General features: G+C 33.5%; 15 protein-coding genes. 3 read left to right on the forward strand and 12 right to left on the reverse strand.

Annotation, left to right across the window (positions count from 1 at the left end):
• Positions 1 to 60: 60 nt before the first annotated feature.
• From BLV91_RS09380 to corA, 11 genes are all read right to left on the reverse strand, one after another.
• Positions 61 to 2160, reverse strand: coding sequence for a glycoside hydrolase family 97 protein (locus BLV91_RS09380; protein WP_091432196.1), 2100 nt, complete (start codon positions 2158 to 2160; stop codon positions 61 to 63).
• Between the two features lie 145 nt (positions 2161 to 2305).
• On the reverse strand, positions 2306 to 4603 hold the full coding sequence (gene bglX, locus BLV91_RS09385; protein ID WP_091432534.1) for a beta-glucosidase BglX: 2298 nt from the start codon (positions 4601 to 4603) through the stop codon (positions 2306 to 2308).
• Between the two features lie 4 nt (positions 4604 to 4607).
• A complete protein-coding gene (locus BLV91_RS09390) occupies positions 4608 to 5306 on the reverse strand; it encodes a carboxylesterase family protein (RefSeq protein WP_091432537.1) in 699 nt (232 codons plus the stop codon).
• A gap of 34 nt (positions 5307 to 5340) precedes the next feature.
• Positions 5341 to 6723: a glucoamylase family protein gene (locus BLV91_RS09395; RefSeq protein WP_091432198.1), complete on the reverse strand. Its 1383-nt coding sequence runs from the start codon at positions 6721 to 6723 to the stop codon at positions 5341 to 5343.
• Positions 6724 to 6901: 178 nt separating this feature from the next.
• Positions 6902 to 7720 (reverse strand): LamG domain-containing protein, encoded by an 819-nt coding sequence (locus BLV91_RS09400; RefSeq protein ID WP_091432200.1) that lies wholly within the window; start codon positions 7718 to 7720, stop codon positions 6902 to 6904.
• A gap of 26 nt (positions 7721 to 7746) precedes the next feature.
• Complete coding sequence (locus BLV91_RS09405; RefSeq protein WP_091432202.1) at positions 7747 to 9207, reverse strand: RagB/SusD family nutrient uptake outer membrane protein; 1461 nt, start codon at positions 9205 to 9207, stop codon at positions 7747 to 7749.
• 20 nt (positions 9208 to 9227) lie between these two features.
• Entirely contained in the window at positions 9228 to 12218 is a 2991-nt protein-coding gene (locus BLV91_RS09410; RefSeq protein ID WP_091432205.1) for a SusC/RagA family TonB-linked outer membrane protein, read from the reverse strand.
• 242 nt (positions 12219 to 12460) lie between these two features.
• On the reverse strand, positions 12461 to 15205 hold the full coding sequence (locus BLV91_RS09415; RefSeq protein WP_245709647.1) for a ligand-binding sensor domain-containing protein: 2745 nt from the start codon (positions 15203 to 15205) through the stop codon (positions 12461 to 12463).
• Positions 15206 to 15307: 102 nt separating this feature from the next.
• Positions 15308 to 16492, reverse strand: a complete 1185-nt coding sequence (locus BLV91_RS09420; RefSeq protein ID WP_091432208.1) for an acetate/propionate family kinase — start codon at positions 16490 to 16492, stop codon at positions 15308 to 15310.
• Between the two features lie 94 nt (positions 16493 to 16586).
• Entirely contained in the window at positions 16587 to 18680 is a 2094-nt protein-coding gene (gene pta, locus BLV91_RS09425) for a phosphate acetyltransferase (RefSeq protein ID WP_091432211.1), read from the reverse strand.
• A 121-nt stretch (positions 18681 to 18801) separates the two neighbouring features.
• The gene (gene corA / locus BLV91_RS09430; RefSeq protein ID WP_091432213.1) at positions 18802 to 19872 is read right to left on the reverse strand and encodes a magnesium/cobalt transporter CorA; all 1071 of its coding nucleotides are present in this window, start codon (positions 19870 to 19872) and stop codon (positions 18802 to 18804) included.
• Positions 19873 to 20284: 412 nt separating this feature from the next.
• On the opposite strand from corA, the gene BLV91_RS09435 reads away from it, so the two are divergent.
• Positions 20285 to 20887, forward strand: coding sequence for a hypothetical protein (locus BLV91_RS09435; protein ID WP_091432215.1), 603 nt, complete (start codon positions 20285 to 20287; stop codon positions 20885 to 20887).
• 171 nt (positions 20888 to 21058) lie between these two features.
• On the opposite strand, the gene dnaK is transcribed toward BLV91_RS09435, so the two are convergent.
• Positions 21059 to 22942, reverse strand: a complete 1884-nt coding sequence (gene dnaK, locus BLV91_RS09440; RefSeq protein WP_091432218.1) for a molecular chaperone DnaK — start codon at positions 22940 to 22942, stop codon at positions 21059 to 21061.
• Positions 22943 to 23380: 438 nt separating this feature from the next.
• Here dnaK and BLV91_RS09445 point away from each other — a divergent pair, with 438 nt between their 5' ends.
• Positions 23381 to 23770 (forward strand): DUF1398 domain-containing protein, encoded by a 390-nt coding sequence (locus tag BLV91_RS09445; RefSeq protein ID WP_091432221.1) that lies wholly within the window; start codon positions 23381 to 23383, stop codon positions 23768 to 23770.
• A 182-nt stretch (positions 23771 to 23952) separates the two neighbouring features.
• Positions 23953 to 24705: a patatin-like phospholipase family protein gene (locus tag BLV91_RS09450; RefSeq protein ID WP_262488619.1), complete on the forward strand. Its 753-nt coding sequence runs from the start codon at positions 23953 to 23955 to the stop codon at positions 24703 to 24705.
• The last annotated feature ends 355 nt before the right edge of the window (positions 24706 to 25060 follow it).

A 25060-nucleotide genomic window follows, 5' to 3' on the forward strand; every position in this document is an offset into this window, starting at 1 on the left:
TAGTTGTCATTAACAAATCAATAATGCAATCATAAAATACATTATTAAAACTAATAGTGACTATTTAACTGGTTCGAAACTAATTGCTGTTCCTCCTCCTGGTGCCAAGTTCAAATTGATTTTTGATTTATTCGTTACTTCTATCGTTTTGATTTTATAAGCGATAGGATTTTTTTGCCAATCGGCATTTTTTGCATCTTCATAGATGATCGCTTTATACTTTTGACCTTTAGTCAAGAAATCCAATTTGATTTCAGATTTTCTAGCGTTTTCATCAGTAATTGCACCTAGGAACCAAGATTCTGAACCTTTGGCTTTTCTAACAACTGTTAGATAATCGCCTGGCTCTGCTTCCAGGTATTTACTCTCATCCCAGTCAGCAGCAACATCTTTGATAAATTGAAAAGCATCACTATATTTCTCATAGTTTTCAGGTAAATCAGCTGCCATTTGCAATGGCGAGTACATCGTAACATACAATGCCAACTGCTTTGCTAACGTAGTATGAACCTGTTCTGTTTTAGTTTTATCGTAATAGCTCATTTTAATCTCGAAGATACCTGGCGTATAATCCATAGGTCCTCCTAATTGTCTTGTAAATGGCAATATAGTCTCATGCATTGGTGGGTTTCCCACGCTCCAAGCGTTGAATTCATTCCCACGCGCAGCTTCGGCAGCGATGTAGTTAGGATATGTTCTTCTATAACCAGTAGGTCTTGTTGATTCGTGTGAATTCAACATCAATTTATTATCGGCAAATCTTCTGGCCACAAAATTAAAGTGGTTCACCATCGCTTGTCCATCATGAAATTCGCCACGAGGAATAATTTTTCCTACATAACCAGATTTCGCTGCAGGATAATTGTACTTTTTCATCAAATCCATGGCGCGATCTAAATGGCGCTCGTAGTTTCCTACAGAACCCGATGTTTCATGGTGCATAATCATTTTGACGTTTTTGGATTTGGCGTAAGCGGAAATTTCTGCAATGTCAAAATCTGGATAGGGTGTTGAAAAATCAAAAACTTCTTCTTTCCAATTTCCAAACCAGTCTTCCCAACCTACATTCCAGCCTTCTACTAATACTCCATCAAAACCATTCTTAGCAGCAAAATCAATATACCTTTTGGTATTTTCAGTTGTTGCTCCATGCTTCCCTGACGGAATTAAATCTTGTGTCAATGAGTTCTGTGCGTTTTGAGAACCAGCAAAATCCCAAGTTGATTTCCCAACATGCATCTCCCACCAGATTCCAACATATTTCATTGGTTTGATCCAAGAAGTATCTTCAATTTTAGACGGCTCGTTTAGGTTCAAAATCATTTTTGAACTAACGATATCTCGTGCGTCATCGCTTATCATAATTGTTCTCCAAGGAGACACACAAGGTGCTTGTAAATAGGCTTTATCACCAATGGCATTAGGCACTAATTGTGAATTCAAATGGTAGTTATTCACATCAACATTAAGGTGCATTACAGGATAATTAACTACTGCTGCTTCAAAAATATTAACATACAAACCAGCCGCAGACTTCATCATTAGTGGTGATTGAACAATGTATTTACCAGGAATTGATTTGACACCAATACCATTGTTCATGTCAATTTTAGAATTATCAATTTCTGATAATTTTGTTTCATTGTACTCATATTCGTTACTATCAAAATCTCCTGGAATCCAAAAAGTTTTGTAGTTTTCAGTCAAATTGAACTGTGTAACCTCATCTGAAATAATGAAATAGTTCAGTTCAGCTTGTTTTGGAAAATCATACCTAAATGCTACACCTTCATCAAAAACTCTAAAGATGATATTCATTTTTACGTTTGTTTCCTTTTGAATAAGTGAAACTGTTAATTCATTATAATGATTAACGATTATAGCTTGCTCTCCTAAAACTGGTTTCCAAGAATCATTGAAAGTGCTGTTTTTTGAACCTTGAATACTGAAATTTACATCAAGAGCGGGTTTCTCTTTCAGTTTAATCCCCATTGCACTTTCTTGAACAACGGCTTTGTTTTTATAAGTTACTGTATACGTAGGTTGGCCGTTTGCTGTAAGTTTAAAGTCTAAACTGATTCTTTTTGAAGGTGAAACTACACTCTGCGCCTGAAGCAGGCTCAAAGTAAAAAATAGAATACCTGATAAAAAATATTTCATGTTTTTATTATTTTTTGTTTTTTAGTAGAGCTAAAATAGTAAAACCTTATTTAACAAACAGCTGCTGGAAAATAATTAGATTTTTGTTTTAAAAAACCCTTCGGTAATTAAACCGAAGGGCAAACCAAGTTAAAACAAAACCAAACTATTTATTTAACTCAAAACCAACTTTATTTTCTGTGTCAGAGCTTCCGCCAATGAAAGCTTCAAATTGTCCTGTTTCAGCAACAAATTCCAAATCAGAATTATAAAATTTCAAATCTTCAACGGAAATTTCAAATGTCACTGTTTGTTTCTCCCCTTTTTTAAGGGCTATTTTTTGAAATCCTTTTAACTCTTTTACTGGTCTTGTAACAGAACCAACTACATCTCTTAAATACAATTGAACTACTTCTTTTCCGTCATAATTTCCAGTATTCGTAACATCAACACTAACATTAATCTTGTCATTGAAATTCATCTTTTCAGAAGAAATTTTCAAATTAGAATAGCTAAATGTGGTATAACTCAATCCAAAACCAAAAGGGTATAAAGGTTCGTTTCTCTCATCGATATAGTTCGACTTAAATTTCTCAAAGTTTCCTTCTTTATTACCAAGTGGTCTTCCTGTATTTTTGTGACTGTAATAAATAGGCACTTGACCTACGCTTCTAGGAAAAGTCGTTGTCAATTTTCCAGAAGGGTTTTCGTTACCAAATAATACATCAGCTATTGCAGTTCCCGCTTCGCTACCTGCAAACCAAGTATTCAAAATTGCGGGTACCGTTTCATTCTCTTGTACTAAGACTAAAGGTCGCCCAGTAAACAATACTAATACAACTGGTTTTCCTGTTTTTAGTAATTCTTGCAATAAGTCTTTTTGCGCTTGCGGAATCTCTATATTTGTTCTGCTACTGCTTTCTCCACTCATCTCTGCAGATTCTCCAAGAGCTGCAACAATAACATCAGATTGACTCGCAATTTTTAAAGCTTCAGCTAATAATGCCTCTTTTGTTCTATCATCACGATGTAATGTTTTTCCGAACATAGTCGCTTTTTCTTCAAAAGCAGCATCATAATCTAGATTACTTCCTTTGGCGTAAAGCACATTTGCATTAGCTGCAACTTCTTTAATTCCTGCAATCAAGGAAATTGATTTATCCATGTTTGTAGCAACACTCCAAGTACCAGCCATATTTTCTTTGGCATCAGCCAAGGGTCCAATTACTGCAATAGTTCCTGACTTCTTTAATGGCAATAGTTGCTTTTCATTTTTTAGTAAGACTAGTGATTGAGCAGCTATATTTCTAGCTTCTAATCTATTTGACGTTGTAAAAACTTCCGTTTTAGCTCTTTTTACATCACAGTATTTGTATGGGTCTTGAAAAAGCCCAAGATCATATTTAGCATTTAAAATAAGACGAACCGCATTATCGATTTGTTCTACAGTCACCTTATTTTCTGCTAAAGATTTCTTCAACGTAGTCAAGAAACCTTCTCCTACCATATCCATTTCAATTCCAGCATTTAAAGCCAAGGCAGATACCGTTTGTAAATCGCCCATTCCGTGCGCCATCATCTCAGGAATACCAGTGTAATCCGTTACAACAAAGCCTTTAAAACCCCATTCTTTTCTTAGTACATCAGTCATCAACCATTTATTTCCAGTAGCAGGAATTCCGTCAATTTCATTAAACGAAGCCATCACTGAACCTGCACCTGCATCAACCGCTGCTTTGTAAGGAGGGAAATACTCGTTGTACATTTTAATTCTACTCATATCAACAGTATTGTAATCCCGTCCCGCTTCTGATGCGCCATATAAAGCAAAATGTTTTACACAGGATAAAATAGAATTGTTTTTAGAAAGATCATCTTGTTGGTAACCGTTGACCATTGCTTTTGCAATTTGGCTCCCTAAATAAGCATCTTCACCAGATCCTTCAGAAACTCTTCCCCAACGTGGGTCACGAGAAATATCAACCATTGGCGAAAATGTCCAGTTGATTCCGTCAGCACTAGCTTCTTGAGCTGCAATTTGTGCACTGCGCTCAATTAAGTTCATATCCCAAGTACAAGATAATCCAAGCGGAATAGGAAATGTAGTTTCATAACCGTGAATTACATCCATACCAAACAGCAATGGAATTTTTAGACGGCTTTTTTCAACAGCCACTTTTTGAACTTCTCTAATCTTTTGTGCCGACTTGATATTAAATAATCCACCTACTTTACCTTCTTCGATATTTTTAGCCACATTAGAACTGTTAGCAGCTCCTGTGGTGATATCTCCTGATGTAGGTAAATTTAATTGTCCTATTTTCTCATCTATTGTCATTTTTGCCATTAAATCAGCAACAAACTCTGCTTTTGGTTTAATTGCAACTGCTTTTTTTGACGCTTTTTTTTGGCTGTAGCCAAATAGAGAAAAGCATAAAAACGCTATAATTAATTTGTTATTCATTTTGTTATTTTTTTGTTTGTTGGAACATCCAATCGTAAATTTCTTTGTTATCATACACTCGAGTCCAGCTGTCATGATTCGCATCATCAAAAATGGTAAGAGAGATATTAGGATTACATTTCTTTAATCTTTTATAAATAGTTATGGAATAATCTACATTAACCACATCATCAACTAATCCGTGGAAGATCTTCGTAGGAATAGCTCCAATTTTGCAGTTTTCAATCATAGGAACACGATCTACGAATCCTGCAATAGGTACTAAAGCGGCAAACATTTCAGGATGTGCAAAAGCTAAATTCCATGCTCCCCAGCCTCCCATACTTAATCCAGTTAGATAAATTCTGTTGGGATCAATATTGTTCTCTTTTTGAATTTTTAAAATTAATTGGTACAATACTTCGGAATCCCAATATTCATTATCTGGACATTGTGGAGCCAAAACATAAGCGTCTAATGAATTTGACTTTAAATATTTAAAAGGACCATGCACTTTTACTAATTCAATATCAGTTCCTTTTTCACCAGATCCATGTAAAAAAATAATCAGTGGTTTCTTTTCTTTACTACTTTTAGGTACATGCAATGCATAATTTAGTTCGTGGGTAGCAACGATTTCCGTTTTAATTTTCCCTGTAATATCCTTTTGAGCATTGGAGCATACTGTTATTATTAAAAACAGAAAAAGAATAGTTTTTTTCATATCTAAAGTTTTTATATTTAAGGTGTAAGCTTTCTTAAAATCCATATTTCCCAGAATGAAATCCAAGCTTTATTAAGCCTTGTTTTACTTCTGGAGCGTTCATAAATAATTTCCATAGTAATCCTGTACGATAGTTTTCTAACATAACCACTTCCGGACCTTGATCGATAGCTAAATACCGCTGAGCAGTCCAATTATTATGTATACTATGTGCATCGTAAAAACCTGCTACCCCCCAAACATCAGACTTGTAATTCTCATATAGATTTCGCATAAGCGCTATTGATTCTACCGGAGTATATACAATCGAGCTAACTGCGGCTGTTGGAGAAATAACTCCTTTATCATTACTTGGCATATGTGCATCATACCCTACACTTCCGTCGTTATTTCTAGAATAAGAAGCTGTCAATCCCCAGTAATTAGCACCATATCCTTTGTAAGCAAACGGATTTTCTACACAATGCAAATAATTGATTTTTGTTTGATTTAAATTTAAATCCCAATAATTAGCATACTGATCAGTTAACTGATTCGGATCTAAACCTAGATAGGAATAATGCGCCCAGAATAAAGGTCCTCCATATTCTTGAGCACCATTATGTTTTAAAATTAGCGGTAAATCATACTTTTTATTAGAAGATACTATCGCGCCATTTCCTGCCCATCCTTCGTGGTACGCTTTTGCATCTATAGTATGTGTAGGTGAGGCCGCTGCCAATACATAAGTAATTAAGCATTCATTATAACCTTCTAATGGAAAATTCATTTGCCAATCGTAAGTAGGCGACCAATGCCAGTATAATTTATTTTGATTATTAGTATACCATTGCCAGTCCACACCTTTCCATAATTGATCAAATTTTTGACCAACCACCTTTTCTTCAGCAGTTCCTTCTTTAAGGTATTCTCTAACTGTTATCATTCCCGCCACTAAAAAAGAAGTTTCCACTAGATCTCCTCCATTATCCTTAGTACCAAAAGGAATTACTTTTCCTGTAGTTCCATCTATCCAATGTGGCCAAGCACCATGAAATCGATCAGCCTTTTCTAAGAAATCAGCAATCTTGCTCAGTCTTTGCACTCCTTCTTCTCTTGTGATATATCCACGAGACATTCCTGAGACTAAACTCATTAAACCAAAACCGGATCCCCCAGTAGTAACTATATTTTGTTCAAAAGAAGGATTGGCTGGAATGTAGCGCTCTCTTGCCATTCCAGAATCGGATTGCGCATAAGTCCAGAAATAGGCGAAAGTCTGTTTTTGTACCAACTCTATAAGCTCGTCATTAGAGATTTTTTCCGTAACAGGAACTGGATTAGTAGGTACATCCTCTGATGTTGCTTGTTGCGTTTTTGATGATGAATCACAACTTACAGCCAATATAATTAGTAGTAATACTGCAATGTTTTTCATTTTTGTAATTTAAAAATTAAGCCAAATCCGCCTATATCACAATATAAATATTGCAATTATAGGTTCGAATTAGACATATATTATTTAGTAATAAACTTCATTTAAAATTATAAGCAAGTCTATTAATCCTATGAAAAAAAAGCTTGTTATAGCATGAACTATAACAAGCTTATGTGCATTATTTTTTTTCAGTAAACAAAGTAGTTACCTCTGCATTGGTAAGTGGAGTATTGTATAATCTAAAATTATCAATAGATCCAGTCCAAGAGTTCATCCAGCCTTCGTCTGGGTTACCAGAACCACCTAATCTAAAACCATTAATTTTGCTGGTATTAAATTTTATCGGCCCATGATTAGCCCAAGTATTTGTTCCCTTTGCAACACCATCAATATAAAAAGTCATTACAGAAGAGGCTTGGTCATAAACAAAAGCTAAATGATGCCATTGATTATCAAAGATTACTGCAGTACCTGGAACACCTACCCATTCGAACCAATGATCACCAGTACCTTGTTCGTCTACAAATAATTTAATAACCGCATTAGTTGCGCTTCCCTCAAATAAACCAAACATAGATGCTTTAGCCCAGTTATCACTGGTTAAAGCAAAAGCAAATTCAGTTTGCGTTGGCACTCCATGCTTAGACCAGAAAGCAACAGTCATACTTGATGCTGTTACTGCAAAATCATTAGCAGAAGGATAAGCAATGAATTTTTTTGGAATTCCTCCTTTTATAGCCTTTCCAGAGATACCCTCTGTAGCCGTTAATGGATTATCAGTTGGAAATTTTGCTCTTATATTATCAACAGCAAATTTTAACGGATCAGTAGTTGTATCGTCAAAAGGGACATAAAACTTTAAAGGTCCTCCTACAGCATTAACATCCTGAGGATAATTTCCTAATTCAGGCCTGTCCATTTCTTGACAGCTGAACAGCACCGTTGCGGCCGCAACTGCAAAAGTGATTTTTTTAATAAAATGAATATGTATTTTCATAATTACTATTTTTTTAATAATTGAAATTAATAGTTTGGGTTTTGAATTAAAACACCTTGCGCTTGATCAATAGCAGTTTGTGGAATTGGATACAAAGCATTTTTAGGTTGGTATCCTACACCTCCCAATACTGCTGGCGCATCACCCCAACGAACTAAATCATAAAACCTTTCGTTTTCCATCCCAAATTCAACTCTTCTTTCTTGCTTGATAGTTGCTAAAGTTGCAACCACATTTGGAAGCACATTTGCACCACCTCTTGCTCTTGCTCTCACTTGATTCAAATAACCAGTTGCAGAAGCATTTCCTGTTTGAACAGCCGCTTCAGCAGCCATTAAAAGAACATCAGCATATCTAATTATTTTGATGTTTTCCCAAGTATTTTGTTTTAGTCCTAACTTAGCTCTTACACTAGCCTCGGTATATGCTTTTTTATTCCAATACATTTGATCTAATGGTGGAGCTTCTGGTAAAATTCCACTTCCATAACCACCATCATCTTGACCTGAAGTCAAAATAGTTTCTCCTTTTCTAGGATCACCTACTTCAAAAGCATTAACTAAAGCGGGAGTAGGAACATTAAAGCCCCAACCTAAATCCCAAACTCCTGAACCTCTGACTCCTTGCGAAACAAAATAATTATTTGAAAAACTTTGTCCAGTTGAAATAACCAATTGCTGAACTTCAAAAACAGATTCTTTTGAGTTATTACCATCAATGGAGAATAATGTCTTATATGATGGTTCTAAACTATATACTCCTGAAGTTATGATTTCTTGACTTTTTGCCAAAGAAGCTGCATAATTTCCTTGATATAAATACAGTTTTGCTAGCATAGCATTTGCAAAACCTTTTGTCGCTCTACCTGGAAAAGACAACCAGCTCGCTGGTAGCGTTTGGCTAGCAAACTCTAAATCCGCTTTGATGAATGCATCAACTTGCGCAACAGTAGATTTTGCTTTAACCCCATCAGAAGGAACTACAACTTTGTTTTCAATTAAAGGAACTTCGCCATAATCTCTTCTTAAATCAAAATACAAAAATGCTCTTAGTACTTTAGCTTCTGCTTTATTAATCATTGTACCATTGTCAGTCAAACCTGATTTTTCAATTGCATCGATCAAATCATTACAGGCATAAATCACCTTGTAGTGGTCATTCCAGTTGTTTCCGTTTAGAAAAGATGTTTTTGAATAATTAAAATTGTCAAACGAGTTTGCCTGTTCGGCTTGATCAGTAGGAGAACTACCTTTGGCTGCATCATCGGAACGAATACATTGAAACCAATATCTCGTCCAGTCTGAAACTGCCGAAGTTCGAAGTTGTCCATATAATCCAAATGCTTGAGCTTCGAATCCTCCAGCACTTAAATCTCCATCAACTGCTGTCCCTAAAGGCTTAGTATCTAAATCCGTACATGAAGAAAAGGATGTTAAAATAAGTATTGCAAATAATGAATACTTAATTCGTAATGAAATATATTTCATATCTTAAATTTTTAATTTTATTAAAATGTCGCACTAAAACCTATGCTTGTTATTACAGGTAAAGGATATCCTCCGTTATCAATACTAAACTCAATAGGAGATCCACCTGCCTCAGGAGTAAAACCTGAATTGTGTTTCCAAGTATGTAAATTTTGAGCATTTAAGAACAGTTTCATACTTTGAAAAGTAATGTTTTGTGCACTAAACGGTTTAAAGTTATAGGCCAATTGTACATTTCTAATTCTGATATAACTACCATCTTCTACATTATAAGTAGAATTTAATTTATTATATCCTGACGCTTCAGATAATCTTGGCTCCCAATTTGAAGTTCCAGCTCCAGTCCATCTGTCTTCTCTCGCTTCTCTATAGTTGAATTGAGCAAAAGTACTTCCGTTACCCCAGTTTCTCCATACTTCATTTCCATACACGCCTTGTAAATCAATAGCTAATGAAAATTTATCATAGTTTACGCTAGTGCTAAAACCATAAGTAAAGTCTGGTGTAGGATTTCCAATTACCTTTCTATCATCAGTAGTTATAGTTCCATCACCATTAACATCTTTATATTTAAAATCACCAGGACCATAACTACCTAAGGTACTAACAGGTGAAGATAAAACATCAGCATAAGATTGGTATATTCCCTCCACTTCATATCCGTAGAATGAACCTATAGGATTACCTGCACTTGTACGAGTTGGACCTGAAAAGATTTCATATCCAGGTTCGAAAACTGAATTAACTCTATTGTTAAGCGTAGTTAAGTTTCCGCTAATAGAATAAGAGAATTTATCTGAAATTTTTTCATCCCAAGATGTAGAAAATTCAAAACCTTTATTTTCAATTTCCCCAGCATTTGTATAGAAATTTTCATTTCCTTGTGTAACAAAAACCAATAAATCTTTGGTGGTTTTATTGTAATAAGTAGCATCAAACCTTAAACGATCTTTAAAAGTAGTTAATTCAAAACCACCTTCATAAGACGTTACTGTTTCCCATTTCAAATTGTCAGTATTTCTATAAGCCAATACAAAAGCAGGTACTAAAGTAGAACCAAATACTGCAGATGCACCGGTAGTATAATTAGGTAAATAAGGATAGTGAACCGCATTGTATTGATTACCCAATTCTCCGTAAGAACCTTTAATTTTTAACGAATTAATACCGCTGTTCTCCATGAATTTTTCTTTTCCTAATTCCCATGCAGCACCTATAGACCAGAAGTTTTGATCTCTAGTGTCTTTAGGCAATTCAGAAGAAGAATCTCTTCTAAAAGATCCATTTACGATATATTTTCCTTTGTAATTATATAAGGCACGAAATAAAGTAGAAGTAGTTGCTCTTTCCCATTGTTCAGAATTTGAAACCCTTGTAGCTTGATCTCCATAAGGAAATACATTTAAATACCACCATCTAGGATCATTTGGTATTGGCTCTCCACCTATTTTTTGATTTACAGAACCACTGATACTTTCTAAATATTCTTGAAAAGAATTGTAACCAGCTAAAAATGTTAAACTATGATCTCCAAATTTTTTATTATACGTTAATAAATAATCTTGTTGGAAATTTTGAACAGTTGTATTGTATTGTGACACGCTTGTCAAAGTTCTACCAGAATACGGTGTAACTTGATCGCTTTCAGCAGCAAACACATCAATTAACGGTACATAACTTCTTCCTTTTCTAACATCCATATCCCCTGAATATCCAATTCTAAAAGTAAAGTCCTTTAATAATTTTAATTCTCCGTATACATTACCTACAAATCTAAATTGATTATTAATCTTTGTATCAGACTCTTCATTAACTGGAATCAAAGGATTTCCAATTTGTGCCCCTCCAATTTGAACTGGCAATTGATTATAAACACCATCTGCATTGTAAGGATTAACAATAGGAGTTGCATTTAATGCCGAACCAAAGTTATTACCTACAGGTAGTTTTGATTTAATACCATTTAATCCTATTCCAAATTTTAAATTATCAGAAACCTTAATCTCGTCATTTACATTAAAGGTGATTTTTTGTAGATTTTCATTACGAATAACACCTTCTTCTTTTAAATACCCAAAGCCTAAACTTAATTTATTATTGTCAGTAGCGCTTTGAATACTTAAGTTAGTATTTTGAACTATAGCTGCTTTGTTCTCTAATTGGTTAATCCAATCTGTATCACCATTAAATAAATTGTAATAAGCATAAGGAGCAGCACCATCGTTTACTCTTTGCTCATCATACAATTCTTTAAATAGTGCTGCATTAGCCACTTTTGGTTTACCTACAATACTTTTAACTCCTGTAGAAGTGTTGAAGTTGATGCTCATTTTACCTGCTTTACCTTGCTTTGTTGAAACAAGAATAACACCATTAGCACCTCTTACCCCAAAAATCGCCAATGAAGAAGGATCTTTAAGAATTTCAATAGACTCGATGTCATTAGAATTGATATAACTAATATCAGTGCTAAAAATTCCATCGACAACATATAAAGGTTTAGTTTGATTTCTACTAACTGTCCCTCGTATACGAATATCTGGTTCCTGTCCCGGTCTACCAGAGTTTACCACAGATAATCCTGCAACCTTACCTTGTAAAGAGGCAACTGGATTAGCATTAGGTTTATCAGCTACTGTTTTACCTTCAATTTTAACAATAGAACCTGTTAAATCTCTCTTCTTTGCGCTACCGTAACCGATAACTACAATTTCATCTAATTGCATGCTCTTTGAAACTTGCATCGTTATTACCATAGGAGAAGTTTTAGCCCCTACGCTTAAAGTTTCAAAACCAATCATTGAAATTTTTAGTAACTCACCACTTTTAGCGTTGATACTAAAATTTCCGTCAAAATCAGTATCAGTATTGGTATTTGAATCAAGAGCGATAATTATTGCTCCTGGAATTCCTAGACCCTCTTTATCCAATACTTTTCCCTTTATTACTTGACCAGACATATACGCTGGAAGTAGAATGAGTGCTAAAAAGCTAAAAATATAATTTCTCATGTATTAATAATTTGTTAAAGTTAGTAGGGCCAAATTAAGCAATTACAACGTTGTAGTTATCAAAAGAGGAATACTACATAAATACATCAAAATACAGAAAACCTACCATAAATCAATGAATTAAAGCGTTTAAGTAGTCTAATGAGAAAGTCGGCTACATCTATATGATGTAGTAATGATGTATTGTAATTGTGTTAAAATTTATCGTGAAAAATAAATTAAATGTAAAAAATGAGTTGTTTTTATATTAATAATAAAAACTTAGATAGGTTGTCGTCCTGAACAAGGTTCAATTTCTTCCGTAGTCGATAACGATGAAGTTCTACACCACGGAAGGAAATATTCATCATGGGTGCAATTTCTTTCGATGTTAAATTCATTTTTAAGTAAATACAAAGCTTGATATCTTTTGAAGTAAGATTAGGAAACTTTTTGTTTAAATTGATAATAAACTCATTATGAATTTGATTTAAATTACTTTCAAAAGTTTCCCATTCATGCTTGTTAACTGCATTAATTTTAATAGCTTTTTTAATTTCGCTTTTTAATTTATTGAAGTCTGTTTCGGATTCCAAAATTCCTTGAATCTTTTCAATCATTTCGCTTTGCTTGGCTATCGAAAGTGATTTTCCAGCCACCTCTGACGATTTTGACTGCAACTCTAGCTCAAGGATGTGTTTCTCATATTCTTGGCTGTTCAATTCATTTTCGGCTTTAAGTTCAATCTCTAGAATTTTCTTTTGATGCTTCAGTTCCTCTTCCCTTAGTTCCAGTTTCTGTGCGTATCTCATTTTATTCCATTTATAATAAACGTATAAAATAGCGCCCACTAAACAGAAATACAATAAAACCATCCAAAAAGAAAAATACCATGGTTTTGATACGGTAAAACCGAAACTCGATACCTTAGTAAATTCCAAACCGTCATGGTTATAAATATTTAAAATGTGATTTCCATTATCTAAATTATTCAAAACAATCATTCCTTCTTTAATCCGAATAAAATCAGAGGATTCATCAATCTTATAAAACAAACTTGGTTTCTCGGCGCCATAAATTCCAGAAATGACGTTTATACTTAATTCAGAATTGTACTTAATTTTTGATTGGTCATCGATAAGGTTTTCATTATTAAAAGCTTCTATCCTTATTTTTTGATCTTTTTTAGCATTATTTGCCAGTTGAAGAGAGATAAATCCGTCATCTAAATTTAATAAATAGCGGTCCTTATTTTTAAATATTTTTAAATTATCATTGATAATCTTTCCTTTATAATACTTTTCTTGAATGCTACTCCAAACGAATTTATTTCCATCTGCATAGATAGGGTACAAAAGCCCCTCTTTTAATACCATGAAATGATTATTGTCAATAGCGACAATATCTGAAATGTTTCTGAAATTAGAATTAAACAATTCATTCATCTCTAATTGATTGGTAATGGAATTATAAGTGTACCAAGAATTATGAATTAAAAAGAGTATTTCAGTTCGAAACTCAAATATCTTGACTCCAAAATCATTTGCAATTTTATTACGTTGACTCACGTTTTCCACAGCAACAGTTTCATCGTTTTCATTCAACTGAATTCGATACAGTCCTCTGTAATTATCCGCCGCCCAGATTTCATTTTTTTTATTTTGAGCAATATATTTTATAGGCTTCAAAAGTCCAACTATATCCACTTTTTTAGTTAAATCATTCCCGTCATTGTAAATGGTGATTCCGCTATATGTTGCTTGCAAATAAGAATTATCTATATTACTTTTAGTAAGATTCCATCCCCCGTTTTTATCATTCAATTTAGAAAAAGTGCCATTTTCATAAATAAAAGTTCCCTCGTTATGACCAATAAGGTATTTATTGTTTATTTTACTAATATTCCAAGCCTGTCCATGCATGCTAGGAACTGATGTAAACTGCCTGTTTTCATATTTAAAAACACCATGATTAGAAGCCATTAAATATCCTTTGTCAGTAGTTGCAACTGAATATACCGAACCTAAAACTCCTGAATTATCAGAAAAAATAGATATAGCTGAATTGACTTCAATGTGTGCAATTCCATTATCGAGACCTAGCCACAAATCATTTTCTTTGTCTAAACCTATACTCAAAATAGAATTGTTCATCAATACATTATTTCGATTGATGTTTTTATAGCTATCTGTTTTTAAGTCTAAAACATAAATACCTTGGCTTGCTGTTCCTATGACTAGTTTATTATTATTTATAAACTTAGCAACATTAACATTTGCCGTTTTTAAAGTTTCATTTAAGGGGTTTTTCCAAGGACTTAAAATCCCTTTTTCTTCAATATAAACGCCATTTTTCTTAGTAAAAATGTACGTTCTATTTTTATACTTTTCAATAGAATGGATCACATTATTCTCTAAAACACCCCAACCTTTTATTTTTTCAACCTTGGAATTTTTCATTCTAAAAACTCCATTTTCCACAGAAGCGATTAAGAGTTGCTTATCAACTATAAAGCAATAGGAAATAAGAAATGGGAGTTTAACCTTCTTAATAAATTTACCATCATAAATAAATAGAATATTAAAAGATTGAAAATAAATTTTATCCTCAAATTTAAAAATCTTCCAAATTTCCTCGTTTTCATTTTCATCAAAAACTTTATTTCCTTTAGAAATGGAAACATAATTCATCTTTCCATCCTTTCGATTCCAATATCCAAATTCCTTATAGGAACCAGAATAAATTTTATCTCCATCTACCATTATCGAACGTATAATGGTTTTATTGGGTAATAAATATTTTTCCCATTTCACGCCATTGTAACGCAGTAAATAGTGGTTATTGGCAAAATACATGGCATCATCATTTCCTTGAGCCACATTCCAAATCTGGTTATCTCCCTGATAATCAGATTTACTGTAGTTCTCTACAAAAGGAAGTAACTCCTGTGCATACAATTGAATAGATATAAAAAAGAAAAAGAGTAGTGGTAATGTCTTTGATTTCAATTTGTGGGAAGGTTTTATTTCCAAATATAAACACATTTATTCAATATAAGGCATAAAAAAACCTCTCGTTCGAGAGGCTTTAGAACACAATATTATATTATTTTAATTCAAAAGTAAATTATAAACCTGATTTGCAATTTCTACTTCTTCATTCGTAGGAATCACCATGATTTTTGTTTTCGAATTTAAAGTATTGATTTCCCTTATCTCTTTTGAACGAATATCATTCTTTTCCATGTCTATTTCTATTCCGAAATAATCCATATCAGTACACACTAATTTTCTGATATAAGATGAATTTTCTCCTATTCCTGCGGTAAAAATAATTGCGTCGAGACCATTCATTGCTGCCGCATACGAACCAATATACTTCCTGATTCGATAGGCATTCATAGCAAGAGCTAACTGACAATCAATATTCCCCTTTTCAGCACTGGCTTCAATATCTCTAAGATCGCTGTATCCAGTAAGTCCGAGCATTCCACTTTCTTTAAGTAATAAATTATTTACCTCAGTGGCTGTATATCCTAATGTATTTATCAAATAAAATATAAGCGAATGATCAATATCTCCACTTCTTGTTCCCATTATCAACCCATTCGATGGAGAAAAACCCATCGTATGATCTATACTTTTCCCATCTTGAATTGCCGTCATACTACATCCATTTCCCAGGTGAATGCTAATTATTTTTGAACTTTTCTTTAAATATTCAATTGCCTTTTCAGAAACATATTTGTGACTTATTCCGTGAAAACCATAAACCCGTATTTTACTTTCTGTCAAAAGTGCATTGGGTATCGCGTATTTGTAAGCTACTACAGGAATAGTCTGATGAAAAGCGGTATCAAATACTGCTACTTGCTTCGCTGTTGCAAAAATTTCTTCGGCAACATTTATTCCAAGCAAATGCGCTGGGTTATGCAATGGTACTAAAATAGAAAGTTCTTTAATTTTTTCTTTAACGTCGCTATTGATAATGGTAGTATCTGTAAAATAACTACCTCCGTGCACCACACGATGCCCTACAGCATTAATTTCTTCAGTAGTTTTAATTACTCCAATATTATCATTCATTAACAATTCAGCAATCTTCTCTAAACCTATTTTATGATCGGCAATTGGTAAAGATTCTTCTAATTTTGTGCTATTGGTTACGTATGTAAGATTTGAAGAATCTAACCCAATTCTATCAATCATACCACTACAAATTACCTCCTTAGTAGGCATATTGATTAACTGATACTTTATAGATGAACTGCCTGAATTTATAATTATTATTTTCATTGAACTAAAATTTAAAAATTGAAAGATTGAAAAGATTGAAAGACGAAACAATTAATTTTTAAATCATTAAATTTTTCAATCTTTAAATAAAACTTTACAACCCCTGCGCTTGAATTGCGGTGATCACAACGGTATTGATAATATCATCAACAGTACAACCACGACTTAAATCATTTACGGGCTTGTTTAAACCCTGCAACATCGGTCCTATGGCTAATGCTCCAGTTTCTCTTTGTACTGCTTTATAAGTGTTGTTTCCCGTATTTAAATCAGGGAAGATAAGTACACTGGCTTGACCTGCTACTTCTGAATTTGGCATTTTACTTTGACCAATTTCCATGTCTACAGCAGCGTCATACTGAATAGGTCCTTCAATTTTTAAATCGGGGCGTTTTTTACGAACTATTTCGGTTGCTGCCCTTACTTTTTCTACCTCATCCCCTTTTCCTGAAGATCCAGAAGAGTAAGAAAGCATGGCAATTTTAGGTTCTATTCCAAAAGCCAAACTTGAATCAGCTGAAGAAATGGCAATCTCTGCCAGCTGTTCCGCGGTTGGATTCGGGTTGATGGCACAATCTCCAAAAACAGAAACTCTATCTTCTAAACACATGAAAAATATCGAAGAAACGATACAGGTATTTGGTTTCGTTTTAATAAATTGCAAAGCCGGTAAAATAGTATGTTGGGTCGTATGTGCTGCTCCAGAAACCATTCCGTCTGCATCTCCTTTATAGACCATCATTGTTCCAAAATAGGACACATCTTCCATCAAATCTTTAGCCATACCTAATGTCACATTTTTAGCTTTTCGCAACTCGTAATAGGTATTGACATAATCTTCATAATGTGCTGATTCGATTGGATTGATAATTTTCACTTTCGAAAAATCAAAAGTTATCCCCAACTCTGCCACTTTAGTTTCTATTTGTTTTTTGTTTCCAATAATTGAAATATCAACTACATCCATCGCTAATAATCTAGAGGTTGCGATTAGAATTCTATCATCATTTCCTTCCGGCAAAACGATATGTTTTCTATGTTTTTTAGCCCTTTTTACCAGATTATATTGAAACATTTTTGGTGTCATTCCCTCTGCTTCAAATGCGCTCAGCTTTTCAGATAAACTATCTAAATCAACATACTTCTCAAATGTATTTATGGAAGTCTCAATCTTTTGGGTATTATTTGCGTATATCTTAGATTTAATATTCCCTATTCTGTTAGTGATACTATAGGTTCCACCTTCAACAGAAATTATAGGTACAATACTAGTCAAACCTTCAATTAATTTTAGGATACTATCATCAGGCACTATATTTCCTGTCAATACTATTCCAGATATTGTAGGATAATTAGCAGATTCATTAGCTTGTAAAGCTCCTAAGATAATATCAGCTCTATCTCCCGGAGTAATCACAAGGGCTTTATCTTTTAGGTGCAATAGATAGTTGCGCAATTGCATGGCTCCTACACTGAAATTCCCAATTTCATTGTTTAAAAACTCGCCACCAAAGAGTACTTTAGCATCAAGCTCGTCCACAATTTCTTTAATTGTAGGGTTATTCAAACTAGAAATAATAGGAATCGCATTGACCAAAACCTCTTTTGGTAAGCTTGCCTTCAATCCATCAGTTACTACTTGTACATTCTCAGGTTGCACTTTATTAGCAATAACGGCCAATACCTCAACATCCTTAACCTTAAATGAGTCGTATGCAAGGTATAGACTGTCAATTAGTTCCTCCAGTGTTTTCCCTACTCCAGAGCCCACAATAATAGTAGGGATTCCCAGGTTTTTAGCAATCAGTACATTCATGTCTAATTCAATGACTGTTCCTTCTCCACTAAAACTGGTTCCTTCGACCAAAACAAAATCAAACTGCTCCTCTAATTTTTTATATTTCTCAATAATTAGATCCAGCACTTCACCAATTTTACCTTTATTTTTCTTTTTGATCAGTTTACTTTTCGTAATGGCAAAAGCATCCTCAAAAGAAATATCTAAACCAAAATGACCTATCACAGTTTCAATATGATTGTCTAGTTTACCATCCTCAAAATCTTCGATTATAGGTCTAAAATAACCCACTTTGGCAGTTTTACCAATAAGCATACTCATTAAACCAAGCGTTATAATGGATTTCCCACTATTGTGCTCGCTTGTTGCTATATAAATGGCTTTGTTCATTCTCTTTAGTTTTAATATTATCCCAATTCAAATTGGTTAATCTATATTAATTTGTTCTTATTCTTTATTCTCTTCTCTATATTCTCTTTTCTATACCCTTTCCTCTATATATTCTCACTTCTCAAAACCAATCTCTTCTTTTAAAATACACAATCATTCCCACTACAATTAATGCCATAATCCCAATAACGGCAAAATATCCATTTTGATATTCTAGTTCGGGCATGTGTCTGAAATTCATTCCGTAAACACCTGCAATAAATGTTAAGGGAATGAATATAGCCGAAACAATCGTTAGGGTTTTCATGATTTCATTCATCTTATGTGTTTGAGAGGAGAAAAAGAAATTGGAGGCACTCTCCAACATTCCCATATCAGAATCTATTTGTTCCAGCAACTCTAAACTTTTTTGATGCAATCGCGAAAAATAGCTGTAGGTTTCTTGTTCAATTACGATAAACTCCTCATCTTCTTTCAACATTTTAATTGCATACAAAGAATCACGCAATGGGATTATTGAACGCTTTAGGAAATTAAAATTATCCCTGTGTTTCTCAATTCGCACTAAAATTTCTGGGTCAGCACTATTCTTAGACAAATTTATCAATTCCTCAACCTTATCTTCTTCATTTTCTATGGTAACGTAAAAATTTTCAATAATAGCATCTAATAGAACATACAGTAAGAAATCTACTTTTTTAGTTCGAACGATACCTGAATGATTTCTAATTCTCTCCCTGATATGTGTGAAAAAATCACTCCTTTTTTCTTGAAAAGAAATCAAAACACCATCTTTTATCAAGAAACTGATTTGCTCTACACTGATATTATCAGAATTCTCTGTAGGCAGCATGGATTTTATATTAAAAAATAAAGTGTCCGGAAATTCCTCAAGTTTGGTTCTCCTGCTTGTATTTAAGATATCCGAAAGCAGAAAGTTATCTATTTGAAAAAAAGCGCCTATGCCTTCAATGATTTCCATTTCGTTTAAGCCATGCAAATTAAGCCAATTATTCTGCTCTCTATCAATGACTTTTTTTAAATTGGATATATCCAAATCTTCATATTCAGTAACCCTCGAGTCGTCGTACACAAACAGTTGCATTTCCGACTCAAATTTTTTGTGACGCCCCGTATATTCTAATTTGCTTGATTGTGACTTTCGCCCTTTTTTAAATTTGATTTTTCTCATCCTAAATTATATATACAGTAATATTACGAAAAACTAATAGGAATCTATTATTAGTTAACATATTTGAAAAGTCTATTTTCTAAGATTCTTTAAAATACAAAGGTAATTGCTACTGTAATTTTATTTTATGAGAAAAATCATGTTTGAAGTGATTTCTTATTCAGATCAATCTTCAGATTTAACTAAATTACAAAAGGATAAATTTTAGTTTACTATGAAATAAACCCAAATATTTAAAACTAAATTATTTACTTCTAGAATTCGAAAAGCTATATTCAAAGTAGTTTTTCATTACATTTAATCTTTGAATTAAATATAGATTTAAATACTATAAATTTTAGTTTATTACAAAACAAACCCGACAGGTTTTAAAAACCTCTAGGATTTAGAATTCCTTTAAAACATCTAAAATATGCAAACATTTCAATCTTTAGAGTATGGTAATTATTATCATATTTATAATCGAGGAATTAACGATGAAAACCTATTTAAAGAGACTAGAAATCACGAACATTTTTTAAATTTATATAGTAAACATATTGAACCTATTGCTGAAACTTATGCTTGGTGTTTATTAAAAAATCATTTTCATCTGTTAGTCAGAATTAAAACATTTGAAGAAATAATGCTTCATCAACAAGATTATGAAATAAAGAAAATAATCCCACCTCATCAATCCTTTGGAAATCTATTTAACGCCTATACAAAATCGATTAATAAAAGTTTTAATAGACATGGCTCCTTATTTGAAAGGCCATTTAAACGAAAGTTGATTGATAATGAAACCTACCTCCAAACCCTTATAAAATACATTCATTACAATCCTGTTAATCATGGCTTTTGTGAGCATCCCATACAATATCCATGGAGTTCTTATCAATCTTGTACCTCTAACAAACCAACTAAATTACAACGTACTAAAATCCTTTCTTTTTTTGGTGATTTAGAAAATTTTAAAGACTGTCATAAGCAATCAGAGTGTTTCATTACTCTAGAAAGCTACTTGGAAATATAAATTTTATCGTTAATAAAATAGCAAACCCGACAGGTTCTAAAAACCTGTCGGGTTTAAATTAAAATTTCAAAAAATAAAAACCATAAAAAAACCGAACTATCGCTAGTTCGGTTTTTTATTTCTCAAAAAAATTAATAGAGACGCACTAGAGCGCGTCTCTACCTAATATAATTATTTTACTTCTTCGTAATCTACATCTTGAACATCGTCTCCTTGAGCGTCAGCTTGTGGCTGTGCAGCATCTTGACCTTGTTCTCCTTGTGCGTACATTGCTTCAGTAGCAGTTTTCCAAGCAGCATTGATGTTATCAAGTGCAGTTTGAATAGCTGGAATGTCTTGAGATTGGTGAGCCATTCTCAATTCAGTCAATGCATATTCTACAGCAACTTTGTTTTCATCAGATAATTTTGCTCCAAGGTCTTTCAATTGAGTTTCAGTTTGGAAGATCATTCCATCTGCTTCGTTCAATTTTTCAGCTCTTTCTCTTGCAATTTTGTCAGATTCAGCGTTAGCTTCAGCATCTTGTTTCATTCTTTCGATTTCTTCAGCTGTTAATCCAGAAGAAGCTTCGATACGAATGTCATGAGATTTTCCTGTTCCTTTGTCAGTTGCAGAAACTTTGATGATACCATTAGCATCAATATCAAAAGTTACTTCAATTTGTGGAACACCTCTTGGTGCTGGTGGAATACCATCTAAATGGAAACGACCAATCGTTTTGTTGTCAGCAGCCATTGCTCTAGCTCCTTGCAATACGTGAATTTCAACTGTTGGTTGAGAATCTGCAGCAGTAGAGAATACTTGTGATTTTTTAGTTGGAATAGTAGTATTAGACTCAATAAGAGTTGTCATAACACCACCCATAGTTTCGATACCTAAAGATAAAGGTGTAACGTCAAGTAACAATACATCTTTTACATCTCCAGAAAGAACTCCACCTTGAATAGCTGCTCCAATTGCAACAACTTCATCAGGGTTAACTCCTTTAGACGCTTTTTTACCAAAGAATTTTTCAACTTCGTCAGCAATTCTTGGCATACGAGTAGAACCTCCTACAAGGATCACTTCGTCAATATCAGAAACAGATAAACCTGCATCTTTAAGTGCTTTAGCAACTGGTGCCATAGAACGTTTAACTAATGAATCAGTTAATTGCTCAAATTTAGCTCTAGATAATTTTTTAACAAGGTGTTTTGGTCCTGAAGCTGTAGCAGTTACGTAAGGTAAGTTGATTTCAGTTTCAGTAGAAGATGATAATTCAATTTTAGCTTTCTCAGCAGCTTCTTTCAAACGTTGCAATGACATAGGGTCAAGACGCAAGTCAATATCTTCTTCAGCTTTAAATTCGTCAGCTAACCAGTCAATAATTTCGTGGTCAAAATCATCTCCACCTAAGTGAGTATCTCCATTTGTAGATAATACTTCAAAAACTCCGTCTCCTAATTCAAGAACAGAGATATCAAATGTACCTCCACCTAAATCGTAAACAGCAATTTTTTGATCTTTACCTTTTTTATCAAGTCCGTAAGCAAGCGCTGCTGCTGTAGGTTCGTTGATAATACGCATTACTTTAAGACCTGCAATTTCACCAGCTTCTTTTGTAGCTTGACGTTGTGCATCATTAAAGTAAGCAGGAACAGTAATAACCGCTTCTGTAACAGTTTGACCTAAATAGTCTTCAGCTGTTTTTTTCATTTTTTGAAGTGTCATTGCTGACAATTCTTGTGCAGTGTATAAACGACCATCAATATCCACACGTGGAGTATTGTTGTCCCCTTTTACTACTTTGTAAGAAACTCTTTTTGCTTCAGCAGTAACTTCAGCAAAAGAATGACCCATAAAACGTTTAATAGAAGCAATTGTTTTGGTAGGATTTGTTACCGCTTGTCTTTTTGCAGGATCTCCTACTTTAATTTCGCCACCTTCAACAAAAGCGATGATAGATGGTGTTGTTCTTTTTCCTTCTGCATTAGGAATAACAACTGCTTCATTACCTTCCATTACAGAAACACAAGAGTTTGTCGTACCTAAATCAATTCCGATTATTTTACCCATTTTTATTTATATTTAATTATAATGTATACTTATTTTAACAACTCATGGTGCTTAAGTCAATCTTTGTGCCAATCCAAAAGGGTTCCGGAAATTGTCAGTTTATGTTAAAAATGGCGTAAAACAATATGACAAGATGACATTTTAGCGGCACTGTCATTGTATTCTAATGCTGTCATCGCTCGTGTCGGTCCCGTTTAAGTTGATCTTTTGATCTACTCTTAATTGATTTCAGGAGCTTGTTCCCGCTATCCGCTGTATCTTTATGTTCTTAAAGAAAGAACATAAAGATACAGCGGATAGCGGGGCTAGGGCTTTTGCTAAATTAATGAGTTTCTGTATAATTTAACAAAAGATAAGCAAGATAATAGAAAGTATATTTGTTTTTCAGATAACGTATATTTGCGACCCTTTCCAACAAAATAATTAAAACAATAAAACATGTTTACCCTAGAACAAATCAAAGAAGCATACGATAAAGTAAAAACAGAGGCTGATTTCGCCATTTACATTCAGGAATTAATCGACCTAGGAATAAAAGGATACGACACCTTCATTACTGATGGCCGAGTAGTTTATTATGGCGATACAAATCAAGAAGTAAGTACCGATAAGAAATACGAACAATTAGCCGTTGCTGCTACTGCAAACAAAGAGCGTTTCATCGAATCTCTTGTTATGCATGAAGGTGGTCAAACCAACTATTATACTTTTTGCCAACAGGCGTCCCAATGTGGTATAGCAAAGTGTCGTATTGATATCATCGAGATGACAAGCACCTACCTTACTCCTGAAGAAGATCCAATTGTAATAGAAAAAATACCAGTTTAATAATTAATTCATAAGCTTTAGAGTTTAGTAAATTTAAAAAATTAAAATTAGTTAAACCTATACGCCTGATTTATCAATAGTCTGATTATCATGTATTATAATGATAATCAGACTATTTTTTTTATATTCGTTAAGTAGAAATTTTAAATAATTTAGATATCGAAACGAAAGCTAAAATTGGCATTGTTTTATCAGGCGGTGGCGCCCGCGGAATAGCACATTTAGGCATTTTAAAGGCTTTAGAGGAATTCGGCATTGTTCCTTCTTTTATTTCTGGTACAAGTGCTGGTGCGATTGCTGGAGCTTTTTATGCAGCTGGCTACCCTATTCCTAAAATTGTAAGCATTTTAAAAAAAGGGCAAATATTTAATTTCTCAAATATTCTCATTAAAAAGCAAGGCTTATTTGCAATGAAAGGTTTTCAAGGCATCTATCAAGAATATTTTCCAAACAACAGCTTTGAAGATTTAAATATCCCCTTATTTGTTGCTGCGACTGATATTCTAAAGGGAGAGATTGTTTATTTTTCTTCGGGAAATCTAGCTCAAGCTCTGCAAGCTTCGGCTTGTATTCCATTAGTATTTCAGCCTGTCAATTTTAATGACACCTTGTATGTGGATGGAGGCGTAATTAACAACTTCCCTACAGAGCCATTAATTAATAAATGTGACATCATTATAGGTAGTTATGTCAACTCTATCAAAAAAGAAGTAGATCAAGTTCACATGAATAACATCCTTGATCGCTGTTTCCATTTGGCCATGAAAAGCTCAGTCCAAAATAAAACACAGAGTTGTACTTTATACATTGAACCACCAAACATGAGTCAATTCAGTATTTTTAACCTAAAAAGATCAGAAGAAATCTATGATTACGGTTATAATTACGCCCTTTCTTTAGAAAAAGAAATAAAAGACATAGTAAATACTATTTAAAACCAGCTGCAACCAAGCCGCATAGTCCTCCAACATATAGTCAAATGCCATGTGTAAGTAACTCCTGACCGTTGATAATACACCAGCTCTTCCTATACAAATTTTAAAAGAATAACATCAATTTTGTAAAACACATATTCTAAACCATTTAGCACATACAATTCACTTCACACCCCCTGTTTTCAAGTTATTCTTTAGATTTATAATACAATTCCGCATCCCCTTTTAGATTTTTTTATTATATTTAAATTTTAAAAAAAGTCTTTGTAGATAAAGAGGATCTTAGGAGTTCTAGAAAACTTTCGAGAGCAAGCAATCTTCAAAACAACTTTTTTATAAATTACCTAGTTTAACC

This window comes from Flavobacterium degerlachei, from assembly GCF_900106645.1.
Taxonomy (GTDB): domain Bacteria; phylum Bacteroidota; class Bacteroidia; order Flavobacteriales; family Flavobacteriaceae; genus Flavobacterium; species Flavobacterium degerlachei.